Raw genomic sequence first — 13,328 nt, 5'->3', positions numbered from 1 at the left:
ACGGATCAGTGGCCGGCCTGCTGGAGCTGCGGCAGCACCTTGGTGCGGTAGAAGTCGAAGAAGCCGCGCTGGTCGGGCCCGATCTGGTTGACGTAGATCCGGTCGAAGCCGGCCTCGTCGAACGCGGCGAGCGCGGCGACGTGTTCGTCGACGTCGTCCCCGCACACCGACTTCTCGCTCACCATCTCCTCGGTGATCAGCGGCTCCAACTGCTCGAAGTGCTTGGGCGAGGGCAGGATCTGGCCCATCTCGCCGGGCAGCAGCTGGTTGGCCCACAGCCGGTGGACGGTGCGTACGGCCACGTCGCGGTCGGTGCCGTAGCAGACCTTCACGCCGCCGCTCACCGGCTTGGTGCCGCCGCCGCCCTTGCGGAAGTTCTCCACGAGTGCCTCGTCCGGCATCATCGTGATGTAGCCGTCGCCCACGCGGGCCGCGAGCGCGGTCGCCGCCGGTCCGAAGCCGGAGATGTCGATCGGTATGGGCTCGTCGGGGACGGTGTAGAGGCGGGCGTTCTCGACCTTGTAGTGGGTGCCGTAGTGGCTGACCTCCTCGCCCGTGAACAGCCGGCGCATCACCTGGATCGCCTCTTCCAGCATCTCCATCCGGACACTGGCCGGCGGCCAGGTGTGGCCGACGATGTGCTCGTTCAGGGCCTCACCGGTGCCGACGCCCAGCCTGAAGCGGCCGTTCGTCATCACCGCGCTGGTCGCCGCGGCCTGGGCCACCACCGCCGGGTGGATCCGCACGGTCGGGCAGGTGACGGCCGTCTCGATGGGCAGTGACACGGCCTCGGAGATCGCGCCGATCACCGACCAGACGAACGGGCTCTGGCCCTGGGCGTCGTTCCACGGGTGGTAGTGGTCCGAGATCCACAGCGACTGGAATCCGGCCTGTTCCGCCATCCTGGCCTGCTCGACGAGGTCTGCGGGGCCGAACTCCTCGGTCGCGAGGAAGTAGCCGTACTCGGGCATGGGGGGACACCTCCGGGGCGGGGGCGGGCCTGGTCACCGGCCGGGTATCCCTGGCCATGGGGGCGAAACGCCCGCGCGGGCCGCGTTTGGGGCCACTGACCAGGGGGACGCGGAAAACCTCGTACGAGCGAAAGCGCCGGAGGCGAACCGTGAGTCGACCCCGCATCGTGATCGTCGGTGCCGGTTTCGCCGGGTATCAGGCGGCCCGCACGCTGTCCCGGCTGACCCGGCACCGCGCCGAGATCACCCTGCTGAACCCGACCGACTACTTCCTGTATCTGCCCCTGCTGCCCCAGGTCGCCGCCGGCATCCTGGAACCGCGCCGGGTCACCGTCTCCCTCTCGGGCACCCTGCCCCGGGTACGGCTGGTGCTCGGCGAGGCGGACGGCGTCGACCTGGACGCGCGCACCGTGCACTACTCCGACCCGGAGGGCGGCGCCGGCACGCTGGAGTACGACCGGCTGGTGCTGGCCGTCGGCAGCGTGAACAAGCTGCTGCCGATCCCCGGTGTCGCCGAGCACGCGCACGGCTTCCGCGGGCTGCCCGAGGCGCTGTATCTGCGGGACCACGTGACCCGGCAGGTGGAGCTCGCGGCCGGCGCGGACGACCCCAAGAGCTGTGCCGCCCGGTGCACCTTCGTCGTCGTGGGCGCCGGATACACCGGCACCGAGGTCGCCGCGCAGGGGCATCGGTACACGGACGCCCAGGTGCGCGGGCATCCGCTGCGGGGCGGAATGCGCCCGCGCTGGCTGCTGCTCGACATCGCGCCGCGCGTCCTGCCCGAACTGGACGAGCATCTCTCGCGCACCGCCGACCGGGTACTGCGGCGGCGGGGCGTCGACGTCCGCATGGGCACCTCGGTGAAGGAGGCCACGCACGACGGAGTCCTGCTGACCGACGGGGAGTTCGTGGAGACGCGGACGCTGGTGTGGTGCGTGGGCGTGCGGCCCGATCCGCTCGTCGAGGGCATCGGGCAGCCACTGGAGCGCGGGCGGCTGATCGTCGACCCGTACCTCCAAGTGCCGGGCCGGCCCGAGGTGTTCGCCTGCGGTGACGCGGCCGCCGTGCCCGATCTGAACAAGCCCGGCTCCTTCACACCGATGACCGCGCAGCACGCCTGGCGGCACGGCAAGGCCGTCGGCCACAACGTCGCCGCCTCCCTCGGCATCGGCGAGCGGCGCGTCTACCGCCACCGTGACCTGGGGTTCGTCGTGGACCTGGGCGGCGCGCAGGCCGCCGCCAACCCGCTCGGCGTGCCGCTGGCCGGCCCGCTCGCCGGGGCGGTCACCCGCGGCTACCACCTCGCGGCGATGCCCGGCAACCGCGTCCGGGTGGCCGCCGACTGGCTGCTCGACGCTGTACTGCCGCGCCAGGCCGTCCAGTTGGGGCTCGTACGGTCCTGGTCGGTGCCCCTGGACACGGCCTCACCGGAACTGGCGCGGGTGCCGGGCGGGGCGGAGCAGCGGGAGAAGCCACCGACGCCGGAGAAGCCACAGACGCCCGAGCGGCCCGGGACGGCGACGGAGTCCATCGAGGCACCGCACAGCACCGAGCACCCCGAACCACCCGGCCCCGTCAAGCGTTCCGACGACCCCGCGGAAGGAGCCTCATGAACACCGGTGAACTCCAGGAACTCGCCCAGCAGTTGCGCGTGGACAGCGTCCGTGCCGCGGCCGCCGCGGGCTCCGGGCACCCCACGTCCTCGATGTCCGCCGCCGACCTGATGGCGGTCCTGCTCGCCCACCACTTCCGCTACGACTTCGACCGCCCCGCCCACCCCGCCGCCGACCGCTTCGTGCTCTCCAAGGGACACGCCTCGCCCCTGCTGTACGCCATGTACAAGGCGGCCGGCGCCCTCGACGACGACGCGCTGCTCACCTTCCGCAAGCTGGGCAGCCGGCTCGAAGGACACCCGACGCCCCGGCGCCTGCCCTGGGTCGAGACGGCCACCGGCTCGCTCGGTCAGGGACTGCCCGTCGGCGCCGGCATCGCGCTGGCCGGCAAGCGGCTGGACCGCACCGGATACCGGGTGTGGGTGCTGTGCGGCGACAGCGAGCTGGCCGAGGGGTCCGTGTGGGAGGCCGCCGAGCAGGCGGCGTACGAGCATCTGGACAACCTCACCGCGATCGTCGACGTCAACCGGCTGGGCCAGCGCGGCCCCACCCGGCACGGTCACGACCTCGACGCCTACGCCCGCCGCTTCCAGGCCTTCGGCTGGCACACCGTGGAGATCGACGGACACGACGTCGACGCGATCGACCGCGCCTACGGCGAGGCACTGTCGACCAGCGGCCAGCCGACCGTGATCCTCGCCCGCACACTCAAGGGCAAGGGCGTCGAGGCCGTCCAGGACCGCGAGGGACTGCACGGCAAGCCGCTGCCGGAGGCCGACGAGGCCATCGCCGAACTCGGCGGACGACGCGACCTGCGTGTCCACGTCCAGGAGCCGCCCGCCGCCCGGATGCTGCACTCCGTGGGCACCGCGCAGCTCGAACTGCCCCGGTGGGACAAGGAGAGCCATCGAGAGGGGGTCGCGACCCGGGACGCCTACGGTCAGGCGCTCACCGCGCTCGGCACCGCGCGCGAGGACGTCGTCGCCCTCGACGGCGAGGTCAGCGACTCCACGCGGGCCGAGTTCTTCGCCAAGGAACACCCCGACCGGTTCTTCGAGTGCTACATCGCCGAGCAGCAGATGGTCGCCAATGCGGTCGGGTTCGCGGCACGCGGCTGGGTGCCGTACGCGTCCACGTTCGCCGCGTTCCTCACCCGCGCCTACGACTTCGTACGCATGGCCTCCGTCAGCGGTGCCGGCATCAACCTCGTCGGCTCGCACGCCGGTGTCGCGATCGGGCAGGACGGGCCCTCGCAGATGGGTCTGGAGGACCTGGCGATGATGCGGGCGGTGCACGACTCGACGGTGCTGTACCCGTGCGACGCCAACCAGGCCGCCCACCTCGTCGCCGCCATGGCGGGCTGCGACGGCATCCGCTATCTGCGCACTTCACGCGGCAAGAGCCCGGTGATCTACGGCCCCGACGAGGAGTTCCCCGTCGGCGGCAGCAAGGTGCTGCGCTCCTCGGACCAGGACCGGATGACGCTCGTCGCGGCCGGTGTCACCGTGCACGAGGCGCTGGCCGCCGCCGACGCGCTGAAGGGGGAGGGCATCGCCGTCCGGGTGATCGACCTCTACTCGGTCAAGCCCGCCGACCTGCCCACCCTGCGCAAGGCGGCCGAGGACACCGGCTGTCTGCTCACCGTGGAGGACCACCACGAGGAGGGCGGCATCGGCGACGCCGTCCTCACCGCGTTCCTCGACGGCCGGCCCGTGCCGCGGCTGGCGCGGCTCGCCGTGCGGTCGATGCCGGGCTCCGCGTCGCCGGAGGAGCAGCTGCACGCCGCGGGCATCGACGCCGAGTCGATCGCGGCGGCGGGGCGGCTGCTGGTGGAGGAGGCGGTCGTGCGATGAGCGGCGGCGACGTACGGACGGTGCGCGCGGGCCGCCGTACGGTCGAGGTGCACCGCCCCGGCAAGGTGCTCTTCCCCGGCGGCGGGGACGCGAAGGAGTACACCAAGGGCGACCTCGTCGACTACTACCGGGACATCGCCCCGTTCATGCTGCCCCATCTGCGGGGGCGCCCGCTGATGCTCCAGCGGCAGCCGGACGGGCTCGGCGGTCCACAGTTCATGCAGAAGAACACCCCGGACCACTACCCGGAGTGGATCACCAGGGTCGAGGTGTCCAAGGAAGGCGGCACCGTCTGCCACACCGTCTGCGACGACACCGCGACCCTGCTGTACCTCGCCGACCAGGCCTGTCTCACCCTGCACCGCTGGCTCTCGCGCACGGACAGCCTCGACCGGCCCGACCGGCTGGTCTTCGACCTCGATCCGTCCGAGGACGACTTCGAGAGGGTGCGGGAGGCCGCCCGGCTGCTCGGCGGACTGCTCGACGAACTGAAGCTGCCCTCGGCCCTGATGACCACCGGCTCCCGCGGACTGCATGTGATCGTGCCGCTGAACGGACAGCACGACTTCGACGAGGTACGGGAGTTCGCCCGCGACCTCGCCGACACCCTCGCCGACGCCCACCCCGACCGGCTCACCACCGCCGCCCGCAAGAAGGACCGCGGCGACCGGCTGTACCTGGACGTCCAGCGCAACGCCTACGCCCAGACCGCCGCCGCGCCCTACACGGTCCGCGCCAAACCCGGCGCTCCCGTCGCCACGCCCCTCACCTGGACCCAGCTGGACGACCCGGACCTCGACGCCCGCCGCTGGACCATCGCCGACGCCGTCGAGCAGGCCCGCACCGACCCCTGGAGCGGAGTGATGAAGAAGGGCCGCGCCCTGGGTCCGGCCCGGCGCAGGCTCGACGCACTGCGGAACTGAAAGAGGCGACGCCGTGGGTTTGGCGAACGCGTCTTTGGCCACTCGCCGTTCGAGGCGCCCATGACTAATTCACAGAACGAACCCAAACCATCCAAACAGCAGGGCGGGGCGGACGACCGGCCGACCCCCATGGAAGTGCTGCGCCAGGCACGCACCCAGCTCGCCGAACTCACCGGCATGACCGCGGAGACGGTGTCGTCCTTCGAACAGACCGAGGGCGGCTGGACGTTGGAGATCGAGGTCCTGGAACTGGCCCGCGTCCCCGACACGATGAGCCTGCTCGCGAGCTACCAGGTCGATCTCGACCCGCACGGACAGCTCACCGGCTACCGGCGCGTTCGCCGTTATGAACGCGGGCGGTCCGACGCACACAGGCCCGGCGGCCGTTAGGCCGCCCGCCCACCACATCCCCAGACAAGGAGGAGCGGTCGGCATGACCGTTGTCCCGGCACAGCAAGCCGGCTCAGGAGGCGGCAGCAGCGGCCTCTACGACGTCCTGGAACTCGTCCTCGACAGGGGGCTCGTCATCGACGCGTTCGTCCGGGTCTCCCTCGTCGGCATCGAGATCCTGAAGATCGACGTCCGCGTGGTCGTCGCCAGCGTCGACACCTATCTGCGCTTCGCCGAGGCGTGCAACCGGCTCGACCTGGAGGCCGGGCCGCGCAAGAGCCCCGGCCTGCCCGACGTCGTCGGCCAGATCACCGAGTCCGGCGCGCGCGGCAAGTCCAAGGGGGCGCTGTCCGGCGCCGCCGAGACCGTCTCCGACGCCTTCAAGCAGGCACGCCAGGAAGGAGAGGCCGAGCCCAGGCCGCGCGCCCGCAAGTCGACCACCGCACGCCGGAAGGAGGAACAGGAGTGAGCACGAGCACGTACGTGTACGGCATCGCCGCCGCCTCCCATCCGTCGCTGCCCAAGCAGCTGTCCGGCGTCGGTGACCCGCCGCGCCCCGTCCGTGTCCTGACCGCGGGGGACCTCGCGGCCCTCGTCAGCGACGCGCCCGAGGGGCTGCGCCCCAAGCGCCGGGACCTGCTGGCGCATCAGGCCGTGCTCGCCGAGGCCGGCGCCGCCGGGTGTGTGCTGCCCATGCGGTTCGGCAGCGTCGCCCCCGACGACGACACCGTCACCGGCGTGCTCGCCGAGCGCGCCGACCACTACAAGGAGCGGCTGCGGGCGCTGGACGGCAAGGTCGAGTACAACGTCAAGGCGGTGCACGACGAGGAGGCCGTCCTGCACCGGCTGCTCTCCGAGAACCCGGAGATCCGGGCCATGACCGAGGCCAACCGGCAGGCGGGCGGCGGCAGTTACGAAGAGCGGCTGCGGCTCGGCGAGTCGGTGGTCGCCGCGGTCAAGGCCCGCGAGGCCGAGGACGCGACCGAGGTGCGCGCCGCCCTGGAACCGGCCGCGGCAGCCGTGAGCGTGGGCCCCGAGTCCACCGGCTGGCTGGCCAATCTGTCGTTCCTGGTGGAGCGGGCGACGGCCGAGAGGTTCATGGCCGCGGTGGAAGAGACCCGCAAGGCCTTCCCCCACCTCGAACTCCGTCTCAACGGCCCGCTGCCGCCGTACAGCTTCGTCGAGCCCGGCCCGGCCAAGCCGGCGGGCAGCGTCCTCGGCGCCGACGCCGCCGAGGAGTGAGCCGTGGGACTGGTCGGAGAGATCCTGCTGCTGCCGTTCGCCCCGGTGCGCGGCAGCGCTTGGGTCATGAGACAGGTACTGAGCGAGGCGGAGCGGATCTACTACGACCCGGCCACCGTCCGGGCCGAACTCGCCCGGCTCGAAGATCAGTTGGAGGCAGGTGAGATCAGCGAGGAGGAGTTCGACCGCCAGGAGGACGAACTCCTCGACCGGCTGGAGACAGGCCTGCGCGGAAGCGCGGGCACGGGCAACGGGACGGCACGATGAACCGAGTGGGACTGGGCCTCGCGATAGGGGCCGGATACGTCCTCGGACGTACGAAGAAGATGAAACTGGCGTTCGCCGTCGGCACGTTGGTGGCCGGCAAGCGGATGCAACTCGGCCCGCGGGCGCTCGCGGATCTGGTGACCCGGCAACTGGCGGACAACCCGCAGTTCAAGGAGATCGGGGACCAGCTTCGCGAGGACCTGCGAGGCGTCGGCAAGGCGGCATCGGGCGCCATGGTCGAGCGACAGCTCGACGCCTTCGCGGACCGGCTGCACGGACGTACCGAACAGGTCCGTGACCAGCTCGCGGGCGTGGTGCCCGAAACACCCGACCTCGGCTTCCGGAGGAAGGGGGAGGACGAGGAGCGCGGGGAGCCCGAGGAGGCCGAAGAGGCGGAGGACTACGAGGAGTTCGACGACGACGTAGAAGATGAAGAGGACGTAGAGGGCACCGAGGATTCCGAGGGTGCCGAGGACTACGACGAAGAAGAGCCCGAGCCGCGGCGGAACGAAGCGGCGATGAAGGCACCGGCCAAGAAGACGGCCGAGAAGCCGCCCGCGAAGAAGGCCGCCGCGAAGAAGACGGCCAAGAAGGCCCCGGCCCGGACGAAGGCCGGCACGAAGACCGCGCCGGCCAAGAAGACGACAGGGAAGAAGGCAGCGGCGAAGAAGACCGCGGGCGCCGGGCGGAAGAGCACCACCGGAGCCAGGAGCGCCGCCCGCGGTGCCCGGTCCCGGCTGCCGAAGGGGGGCGGTGAGTGATGACCGAGACCCTCGGATCCGCACGCTCCGCCACGCGCGGAGCAACCCCGAGCCCGCTCGGCGACCTCGCCCACAGCGAAGCCGCCGACCGGCTCAAGGCCGAACTGCAGGAGTACCTCGCCGCCCAGGCCCAGCGCCTGCTGATCGGCTTCGGCCACAAGCTCGGCGAGACCACCCTCAAGCTGAACGACGTCGCCGAGGGCCGGAGCCCCGGCTTCGCCAAGCTCGCCCTGGACGGTGGCCGCAAGCTCGCCGAGGGCAAGGGGCCGCTGCGCAGCGCCCTGGAGCTCGGCGCCTCCCGGGCGAAGGACAACGTCGTCGGCGCTCTGAAGAACCTCGGCGGCGGCAAGGGCAAGCGCAAGGGCGGCGCGGGGAAGAAGCCCACCGTCATCCTCGAATACGTCGACGTCGGCGTACCGCTGCGCACCGCCTACGACCAGTGGACCCGCTACCAGGAGTTCAGCACCTTCGCCAAGGGCGTCAAGAACGCGAGCCGCGCCGACGACACCCACTCCGACTGGCAGCTCAAGGTCTTCTGGTCCAACCGCAGTTGGAAGGCCCACACGACCGAGCAGCTTCCCGACGACCGCATCGCGTGGACGTCGGAGGGCGCGAAGGGCACGACGAAGGGCGTCGTCTCCTTCCACCCCCTCGCGGACAACCTCACGCGCGTCCTGCTGGTGATCGAGTACTACCCCAAGGGCCTGTTCGAGAAGACCGGCAACCTCTGGCGTGCCCAGGGCCGCCGGGCCCGCCTCGACCTCAAGAACTACGTCCGCTTCATCACCCTCAAGGGAGAGGCGGAGGAGGGCTGGCGCGGCGAGATCCGCGACGGCGAGGTCGTCCGCAGCCATGAGGACGCGCTGGCGGAGGAGAACGAGCCGGAGGAGAAAGAGCCGGAGGAGAACGAGTCGGAGGAGAACGAGCCAGAAGAGAACGAGACGGAGGAGAACGAGCCGGAGGCGTACGAGGACGAGTACGAAGCGGCCGACGAGGCAGAGCCCGACGAGGAACAGGCCGACGAGTACGAGTACGCCGACGGCGGGAGCCGCCGATGACGACGCCCAGCCGGGTTCCCGAGCCCTACGGCTCGAACGGCGGCGCCAACCTCGCCGACATCCTGGAGCGCGTGCTCGACAAGGGTGTCGTCATCGCCGGCGACATCCGGATCAACCTGCTCGACATCGAGCTGCTCACCGTCAAGCTCCGGCTGATCGTCGCTTCCGTCGACAAGGCACGGGAGATGGGTATCGACTGGTGGGAGGACGACCCGTCGCTGTCCTCACGTGCCCGGCGCGACGAGCTCGCCCGTGAGAACGCCGAGCTGCGGGAGCGGCTGGCCGCTCTGGAGCCCGGCCGAGGGCAGGAGGAGATCCCATGACCGGCCTGCGTTACGTCTACGCCGTGTGCCGTCCCTTCCGGTCCGCGCTCCAGGCCCAGCTCAAGGGCGTCGCGGGCGAGCCGCCGAAACAGCTGACGCACCACGGCCTGGTCGCCGTCCTCAGTACGGTGCCGGAGCGCGACTTCGCCGAAGAGCCGCTCCGGGCCCATCTGGAGGACCTGGACTGGCTCACCGAGACCGCCCGCGCCCACCAGAGCGTGATCGACGCGCTCACCGCGGTCACCACGCCCCTGCCGCTCCGGCTCGCCACCGTCTTCCGGGACGACAGCGGCGTACGGATCATGATGGAGGCACGCGAGGAAGAGTTCCGCCGCACCCTGGACCGGCTGGAGGGGCGGGTGGAATGGGGCGTGAAGGTGTACGTCGACGCGGAGCCCGCTCAGACCGGCCCGCCCGCCGGGACGGGGACGGCCGCGTCGGGCCGGGACTATCTGCGGCAACGGCGTTCGCGCGTCCGTGCGCACGAGGACAAGTGGCAGCAGGCGGAGAGGTTCGCGAGCGGACTGCACGCGACGCTTTCCGCCCGCGCCGAGGATTCCCGGCTGCACGCCCCGCAGAACAGCTCCCTTTCCGGCGCCTCCGGACGGAATGTGCTCAACGCCGCCTATCTCGTGCCGCGTGCGGATTCCGAGAGCTTCGTCGAAATCGTGGACCGCACGAAGGATGAGGAAGCGGGAATTCGCGTCGAACTCACCGGGCCCTGGGCGGCCTATTCCTTCGTCGGGTTCGCCGGGGAGGAGGAGGGCCTGTGACCGTCATCGAACGCCGTGAGGTCGCCCTCGTGGACCTGCTCGACCGGCTGCTCGCCGGCGGCGTCGTCATCACGGGGGACATCACTCTGCGCATCGCGGACGTCGACCTGGTCCGCATCGACCTGAACGCGCTGATCAGCTCCGTGAACGCACAGGTTCCCTCGCCCTTTCAGGACTCTCAGGAGCTGACATGACCCCGCGCAACCGGCTCGACCTGGAGCCCGACACCGTCGAACGCGACCTGGTCAAGCTCGTCCTGACCGTCGTGGAGCTGCTGCGCCAGCTCATGGAGCGACAGGCGCTGCGCCGCTTCGACGAGGGCGATCTGAGCGAGGAACAGGAGGAGCGGATCGGGCTCACGCTGATGCTGCTCGACGACCGGATGACCGAACTCCGTGAACGCTACGGACTGCGGCCCGAGGACCTCAATCTGGACCTCGGGCCGCTCGGACCGTTGCTCCCCAGGGACTGACCTGGGGCCGGGGATTCACCGGGGGAGCAGATTCACCACCTGTACCAGCGGCTCCTGCCCCCGGCTGCCGTCGTGCCTCGCATGAAGAATCCCAGCAGCCACAGCACCAGCACCGCCAGCGCGATCCACCACAGCAGCTTTACGGCGAATCCGGCACCGAAAAGAACCAGCGCCAGAAGTAGTACCAGCAGAATGGGAACCATAATTCGACCTCCTGCTGACCGGGTTTCCAGGAATCCGGATTTCAGGCTTTCCTGCTCAGGCTTTCTTCGGCTTTCTTCCGGCAGAGGATCTCCCCGTGCAGCACGCTGAACCAGCCGCCCTCCCGCGTCCCCCAGTCCCGCCAGGCGTCCGCCACGGCCCATAGCCGCTCGGGGGTCGCGTGACCGCCGGCCGTGGCGCGCTCGGCGTACGCCGACGCCAGGGTGCGGTCCGCCCACAGGCCGCTCCACCAGGCCCGCTCGTCCGGCGCCGAGTAGGTCCAGGTGCCGGAGGTGGCGGTGATGTCGGTGAGGCCCGCCGCCAGCGCCCAGGACTTCAGCCGGCGTCCCGCGTCCGGCTCGCCGCCGTTGGCGCGGGCCACCCTCCGGTACAGGTCCAGCCAGTCGTCCAGGCCCGATGACGCGGGGTACCAGGTCATCGCCGCGTAGTCCGCGTCGCGGACCGCGATGAACCCGCCCGGCTTCGTCACCCGGACCATCTCGCGCAGCGCCCGCACCGGATCGCCGACGTGCTGGAGCACCTGGTGGGCGTGGACCACGCAGAACGTGTCGTCCGGGAAGTCCAGGGCGTGGACGTCGGCCACCGCGAAGCCGGTGTTCGTCAGACCCCGCTCGGCGGCGGTGTCCCGGGCCCGGTCCAGGATCTCCGGCGCCCGGTCGACGCCGGTGACATGCCCCTCGGGGACCAGCGCCGCCAGGTCGGCGGTGATGGTGCCCGGGCCGCAGCCGATGTCCAGGATCCTCATCCGCGGTGTGAGCGAACCGAGCAGATAGGCGGCGGAGTTGGCGGCGGTCCGCCAGGTGTGCGAGCGCAGCACGGACTCGTGGTGGCCGTGGGTGTAGACGGCGGTTTCCCGGGCTTTCCCCTGCGGTTTCGACATGCCGACACCGTACGTCGGCATGTCGAATGTTGAGACCAGCGTTTTACTATGTGGACGGCGCTCCTACCTATACGGACTTCCCGTTCAGTGGGCGGTACACCGTGAGCGCCTCCGGCAGCTTCTCCACCGTCACCTCGCCCGACACCTCCGTGACTTCGCCGTCGTGGGCGAGCAGGGTTCCCGGCGCGACGCCGGCCACCCGCAGCCGGCTCACCTGGACCGCCGCGTGGGCCGGGGAGCGGGTGAGCGGGCCCGCGAAGGCCGCCGCGAGCAGCCGCAGCGCCGGTTTGCGGCCGCCGTGCACCACCCGTACGTCGAACCGCCCGTCCGCCAGATCCGCACGCCGGCCGGGCACCAGGCCCATCCGGTGGTAGGTGCCGTTCCCGACGAACAGCAGCCACAACGGGCGTGCCCGGCCGCCGAGTTCGGCCTCCAGCGGATGGCGGTCGGCGTTCAGCACCCGCAGTGCCGCGAGCACGCCCGCCGGCCAGTCGCCGATCCGGTGCGACCAGCGGTCCCGCTCGCGCACCAGCTCCGGGTAGACGCCCAGGCTGCAGGTGTTGAGGAAGATGCCGTCGCGCTCGCCGCAGGCGAACCGGCCCACGTCCACCCGCACGGCCTCGCCGCCGCGGACGGCCCGGCTCAGATCGCGGACATCCTCCACGCCCAGGTCGTGGGCGAAGTGGTTCAGCGTGCCGCCGGGCAGCACCGCCAGCGGCAGGCCGTGGCGCATCGCGATCCCGGCGGCGGTGTTCACCGTGCCGTCTCCGCCGCACACACCGAGCACCCGGGCGCGGGCCGCCGCCTTTGCCAACTCGTCGTGGACCTCCGTCGCGGAGCACTGCACGATCTCCGCCTGCGGCAGCACCTGGGCCAGCGCGTGCACGCGCTCGGCGGTGCCCGCGGCCGTGTTGGCCACGACGACCAGGCCCGCGCCGTCCGGCAGGGCGGGAACGTCCGCACGGGGCCGGGCCGGCGTGCCCGGGGGGCGGGTCGGTACCAGGCCCTGTACGGCGTACGCGGCACCCACGCCCAGGGCGGCGCCGGCGAACACATCGCTCGGGAAGTGGACGCCGGTGTAGACGCGGGACAGGGCGACCGACCAGGCGACCGGTGCCACCGCCGCGCCCCAGGCGGGGGACTCCAGGGCGACACCGGTCGCGAAGGCCGCCGCGGACGCGGAGTGACCGGACGGGAACGAGGTGGTGATCGGCTGCCGCTTCAGTTGCCGGACCAGCGGCACCGGGTCGAGGACGGGGCGCGGGCGGCGCACACTGCGCTTGCCGAGCGTGTTGATGGTGGCCGAGGCCAGGCTCAGGGAGGCGACACCGCGGGCCGCGGCACGGCGGCCCCGAGGCGTCCGGCTCGCCGCGATGACGGCCGCCGTGGCGAACCACAGCACACCGTGGTTCGCGCTCCGGCTCAGCTTCGGCAGCACACGCTCGGCGCCGGGCCAGTGGCGCTCGGCCGCGAACTCGAACAGTCGGTTGTCCAGCGCGAGCAGCCAGTCACGCAGCACATGGTGGCCGGGTTTCGGGACGGTGAGATCGACGTCTGGGCTCATGGCGTGACGGGTACCC

Annotated in this window: 17 protein-coding genes; 13 read left to right on the top strand and 4 right to left on the bottom strand. The window is 71.4% G+C overall.

Translation table 11 applies throughout. The features are described from left to right. Positions 1-5: 5 nt before the first annotated feature. A complete protein-coding gene (locus tag OG828_RS10510; protein ID WP_328500941.1) occupies positions 6-971 on the bottom strand; it encodes an LLM class F420-dependent oxidoreductase in 966 nt (321 codons plus the stop codon). 149 nt (positions 972-1,120) lie between these two features. On the opposite strand from OG828_RS10510, the gene OG828_RS10505 reads away from it, so the two are divergent. The 13 genes from OG828_RS10505 to OG828_RS10445 are packed head-to-tail and all read left to right on the top strand — an operon-like array spanning position 1,121 to position 10,646. Further along, complete coding sequence (locus OG828_RS10505; protein WP_328500940.1) at positions 1,121-2,584, top strand: NAD(P)/FAD-dependent oxidoreductase; 1,464 nt, start codon at positions 1,121-1,123, stop codon at positions 2,582-2,584. Beyond that, the gene (locus tag OG828_RS10500; RefSeq protein ID WP_328500939.1) at positions 2,581-4,437 is read left to right on the top strand and encodes a transketolase; all 1,857 of its coding nucleotides are present in this window, start codon (positions 2,581-2,583) and stop codon (positions 4,435-4,437) included. Before OG828_RS10505 ends, OG828_RS10500 begins: the two co-directional genes overlap by 4 nt. Beyond that, positions 4,434-5,360, top strand: coding sequence for a non-homologous end-joining DNA ligase (gene ligD / locus OG828_RS10495; protein ID WP_328500938.1), 927 nt, complete (start codon positions 4,434-4,436; stop codon positions 5,358-5,360). Before OG828_RS10500 ends, ligD begins: the two co-directional genes overlap by 4 nt. 60 nt (positions 5,361-5,420) lie before the next feature. Further along, positions 5,421-5,750 (top strand): gas vesicle protein GvpO, encoded by a 330-nt coding sequence (locus OG828_RS10490; protein ID WP_328352975.1) that lies wholly within the window; start codon positions 5,421-5,423, stop codon positions 5,748-5,750. A gap of 43 nt (positions 5,751-5,793) precedes the next feature. Next, positions 5,794-6,219 (top strand): gas vesicle structural protein GvpA, encoded by a 426-nt coding sequence (locus OG828_RS10485; RefSeq protein WP_328352972.1) that lies wholly within the window; start codon positions 5,794-5,796, stop codon positions 6,217-6,219. Next, a complete protein-coding gene (locus OG828_RS10480) occupies positions 6,216-6,992 on the top strand; it encodes a GvpL/GvpF family gas vesicle protein (RefSeq protein WP_328500937.1) in 777 nt (258 codons plus the stop codon). The genes OG828_RS10485 and OG828_RS10480 overlap by 4 nt, the downstream gene beginning before the upstream one ends. Before the next feature lie 3 nt (positions 6,993-6,995). Then, the gene (locus OG828_RS10475) at positions 6,996-7,259 is read left to right on the top strand and encodes a gas vesicle protein GvpG (RefSeq protein ID WP_328352966.1); all 264 of its coding nucleotides are present in this window, start codon (positions 6,996-6,998) and stop codon (positions 7,257-7,259) included. After that, entirely contained in the window at positions 7,256-8,020 is a 765-nt protein-coding gene (locus OG828_RS10470; RefSeq protein ID WP_328500936.1) for a DNA primase, read from the top strand. Before OG828_RS10475 ends, OG828_RS10470 begins: the two co-directional genes overlap by 4 nt. Continuing rightward, positions 8,020-9,078, top strand: a complete 1,059-nt coding sequence (locus OG828_RS10465) for an SRPBCC family protein (protein ID WP_328500935.1) — start codon at positions 8,020-8,022, stop codon at positions 9,076-9,078. The genes OG828_RS10470 and OG828_RS10465 overlap by 1 nt, the downstream gene beginning before the upstream one ends. After that, positions 9,075-9,401 carry a gas vesicle protein gene (locus OG828_RS10460; RefSeq protein ID WP_210572139.1) on the top strand — a complete coding sequence of 109 codons (327 nt, stop codon included), beginning with the start codon at positions 9,075-9,077 and terminating at the stop codon, positions 9,399-9,401. Before OG828_RS10465 ends, OG828_RS10460 begins: the two co-directional genes overlap by 4 nt. Continuing rightward, complete coding sequence (locus tag OG828_RS10455; RefSeq protein WP_328500934.1) at positions 9,398-10,174, top strand: GvpL/GvpF family gas vesicle protein; 777 nt, start codon at positions 9,398-9,400, stop codon at positions 10,172-10,174. Before OG828_RS10460 ends, OG828_RS10455 begins: the two co-directional genes overlap by 4 nt. Continuing rightward, the gene (locus tag OG828_RS10450; protein ID WP_210572150.1) at positions 10,171-10,368 is read left to right on the top strand and encodes a gas vesicle protein; all 198 of its coding nucleotides are present in this window, start codon (positions 10,171-10,173) and stop codon (positions 10,366-10,368) included. The genes OG828_RS10455 and OG828_RS10450 overlap by 4 nt, the downstream gene beginning before the upstream one ends. Beyond that, complete coding sequence (locus OG828_RS10445) at positions 10,365-10,646, top strand: gas vesicle protein K (RefSeq protein ID WP_210572152.1); 282 nt, start codon at positions 10,365-10,367, stop codon at positions 10,644-10,646. Before OG828_RS10450 ends, OG828_RS10445 begins: the two co-directional genes overlap by 4 nt. Before the next feature lie 32 nt (positions 10,647-10,678). Here OG828_RS10445 and OG828_RS10440 read toward each other — a convergent pair whose 3' ends face one another. From OG828_RS10440 to OG828_RS10430, 3 genes are all read right to left on the bottom strand, one after another. Then, positions 10,679-10,849: a hydrophobic protein gene (locus OG828_RS10440; protein WP_328500933.1), complete on the bottom strand. Its 171-nt coding sequence runs from the start codon at positions 10,847-10,849 to the stop codon at positions 10,679-10,681. Positions 10,850-10,890: 41 nt separating this feature from the next. Next, entirely contained in the window at positions 10,891-11,748 is an 858-nt protein-coding gene (locus OG828_RS10435; RefSeq protein ID WP_328500932.1) for a class I SAM-dependent methyltransferase, read from the bottom strand. A gap of 67 nt (positions 11,749-11,815) precedes the next feature. Then, on the bottom strand, positions 11,816-13,312 hold the full coding sequence (locus OG828_RS10430; RefSeq protein WP_328437627.1) for a bifunctional phosphatase PAP2/diacylglycerol kinase family protein: 1,497 nt from the start codon (positions 13,310-13,312) through the stop codon (positions 11,816-11,818). Positions 13,313-13,328: the final 16 nt, after the last annotated feature.

It is taken from the genome of Streptomyces sp. NBC_00457, assembly GCF_036014015.1.
Classification (GTDB): Bacteria; Actinomycetota; Actinomycetes; order Streptomycetales; family Streptomycetaceae; genus Streptomyces.
Note: the sequence above shows the minus strand (reverse complement) of the source record. Positions and strands in the feature narration are given on the sequence as shown.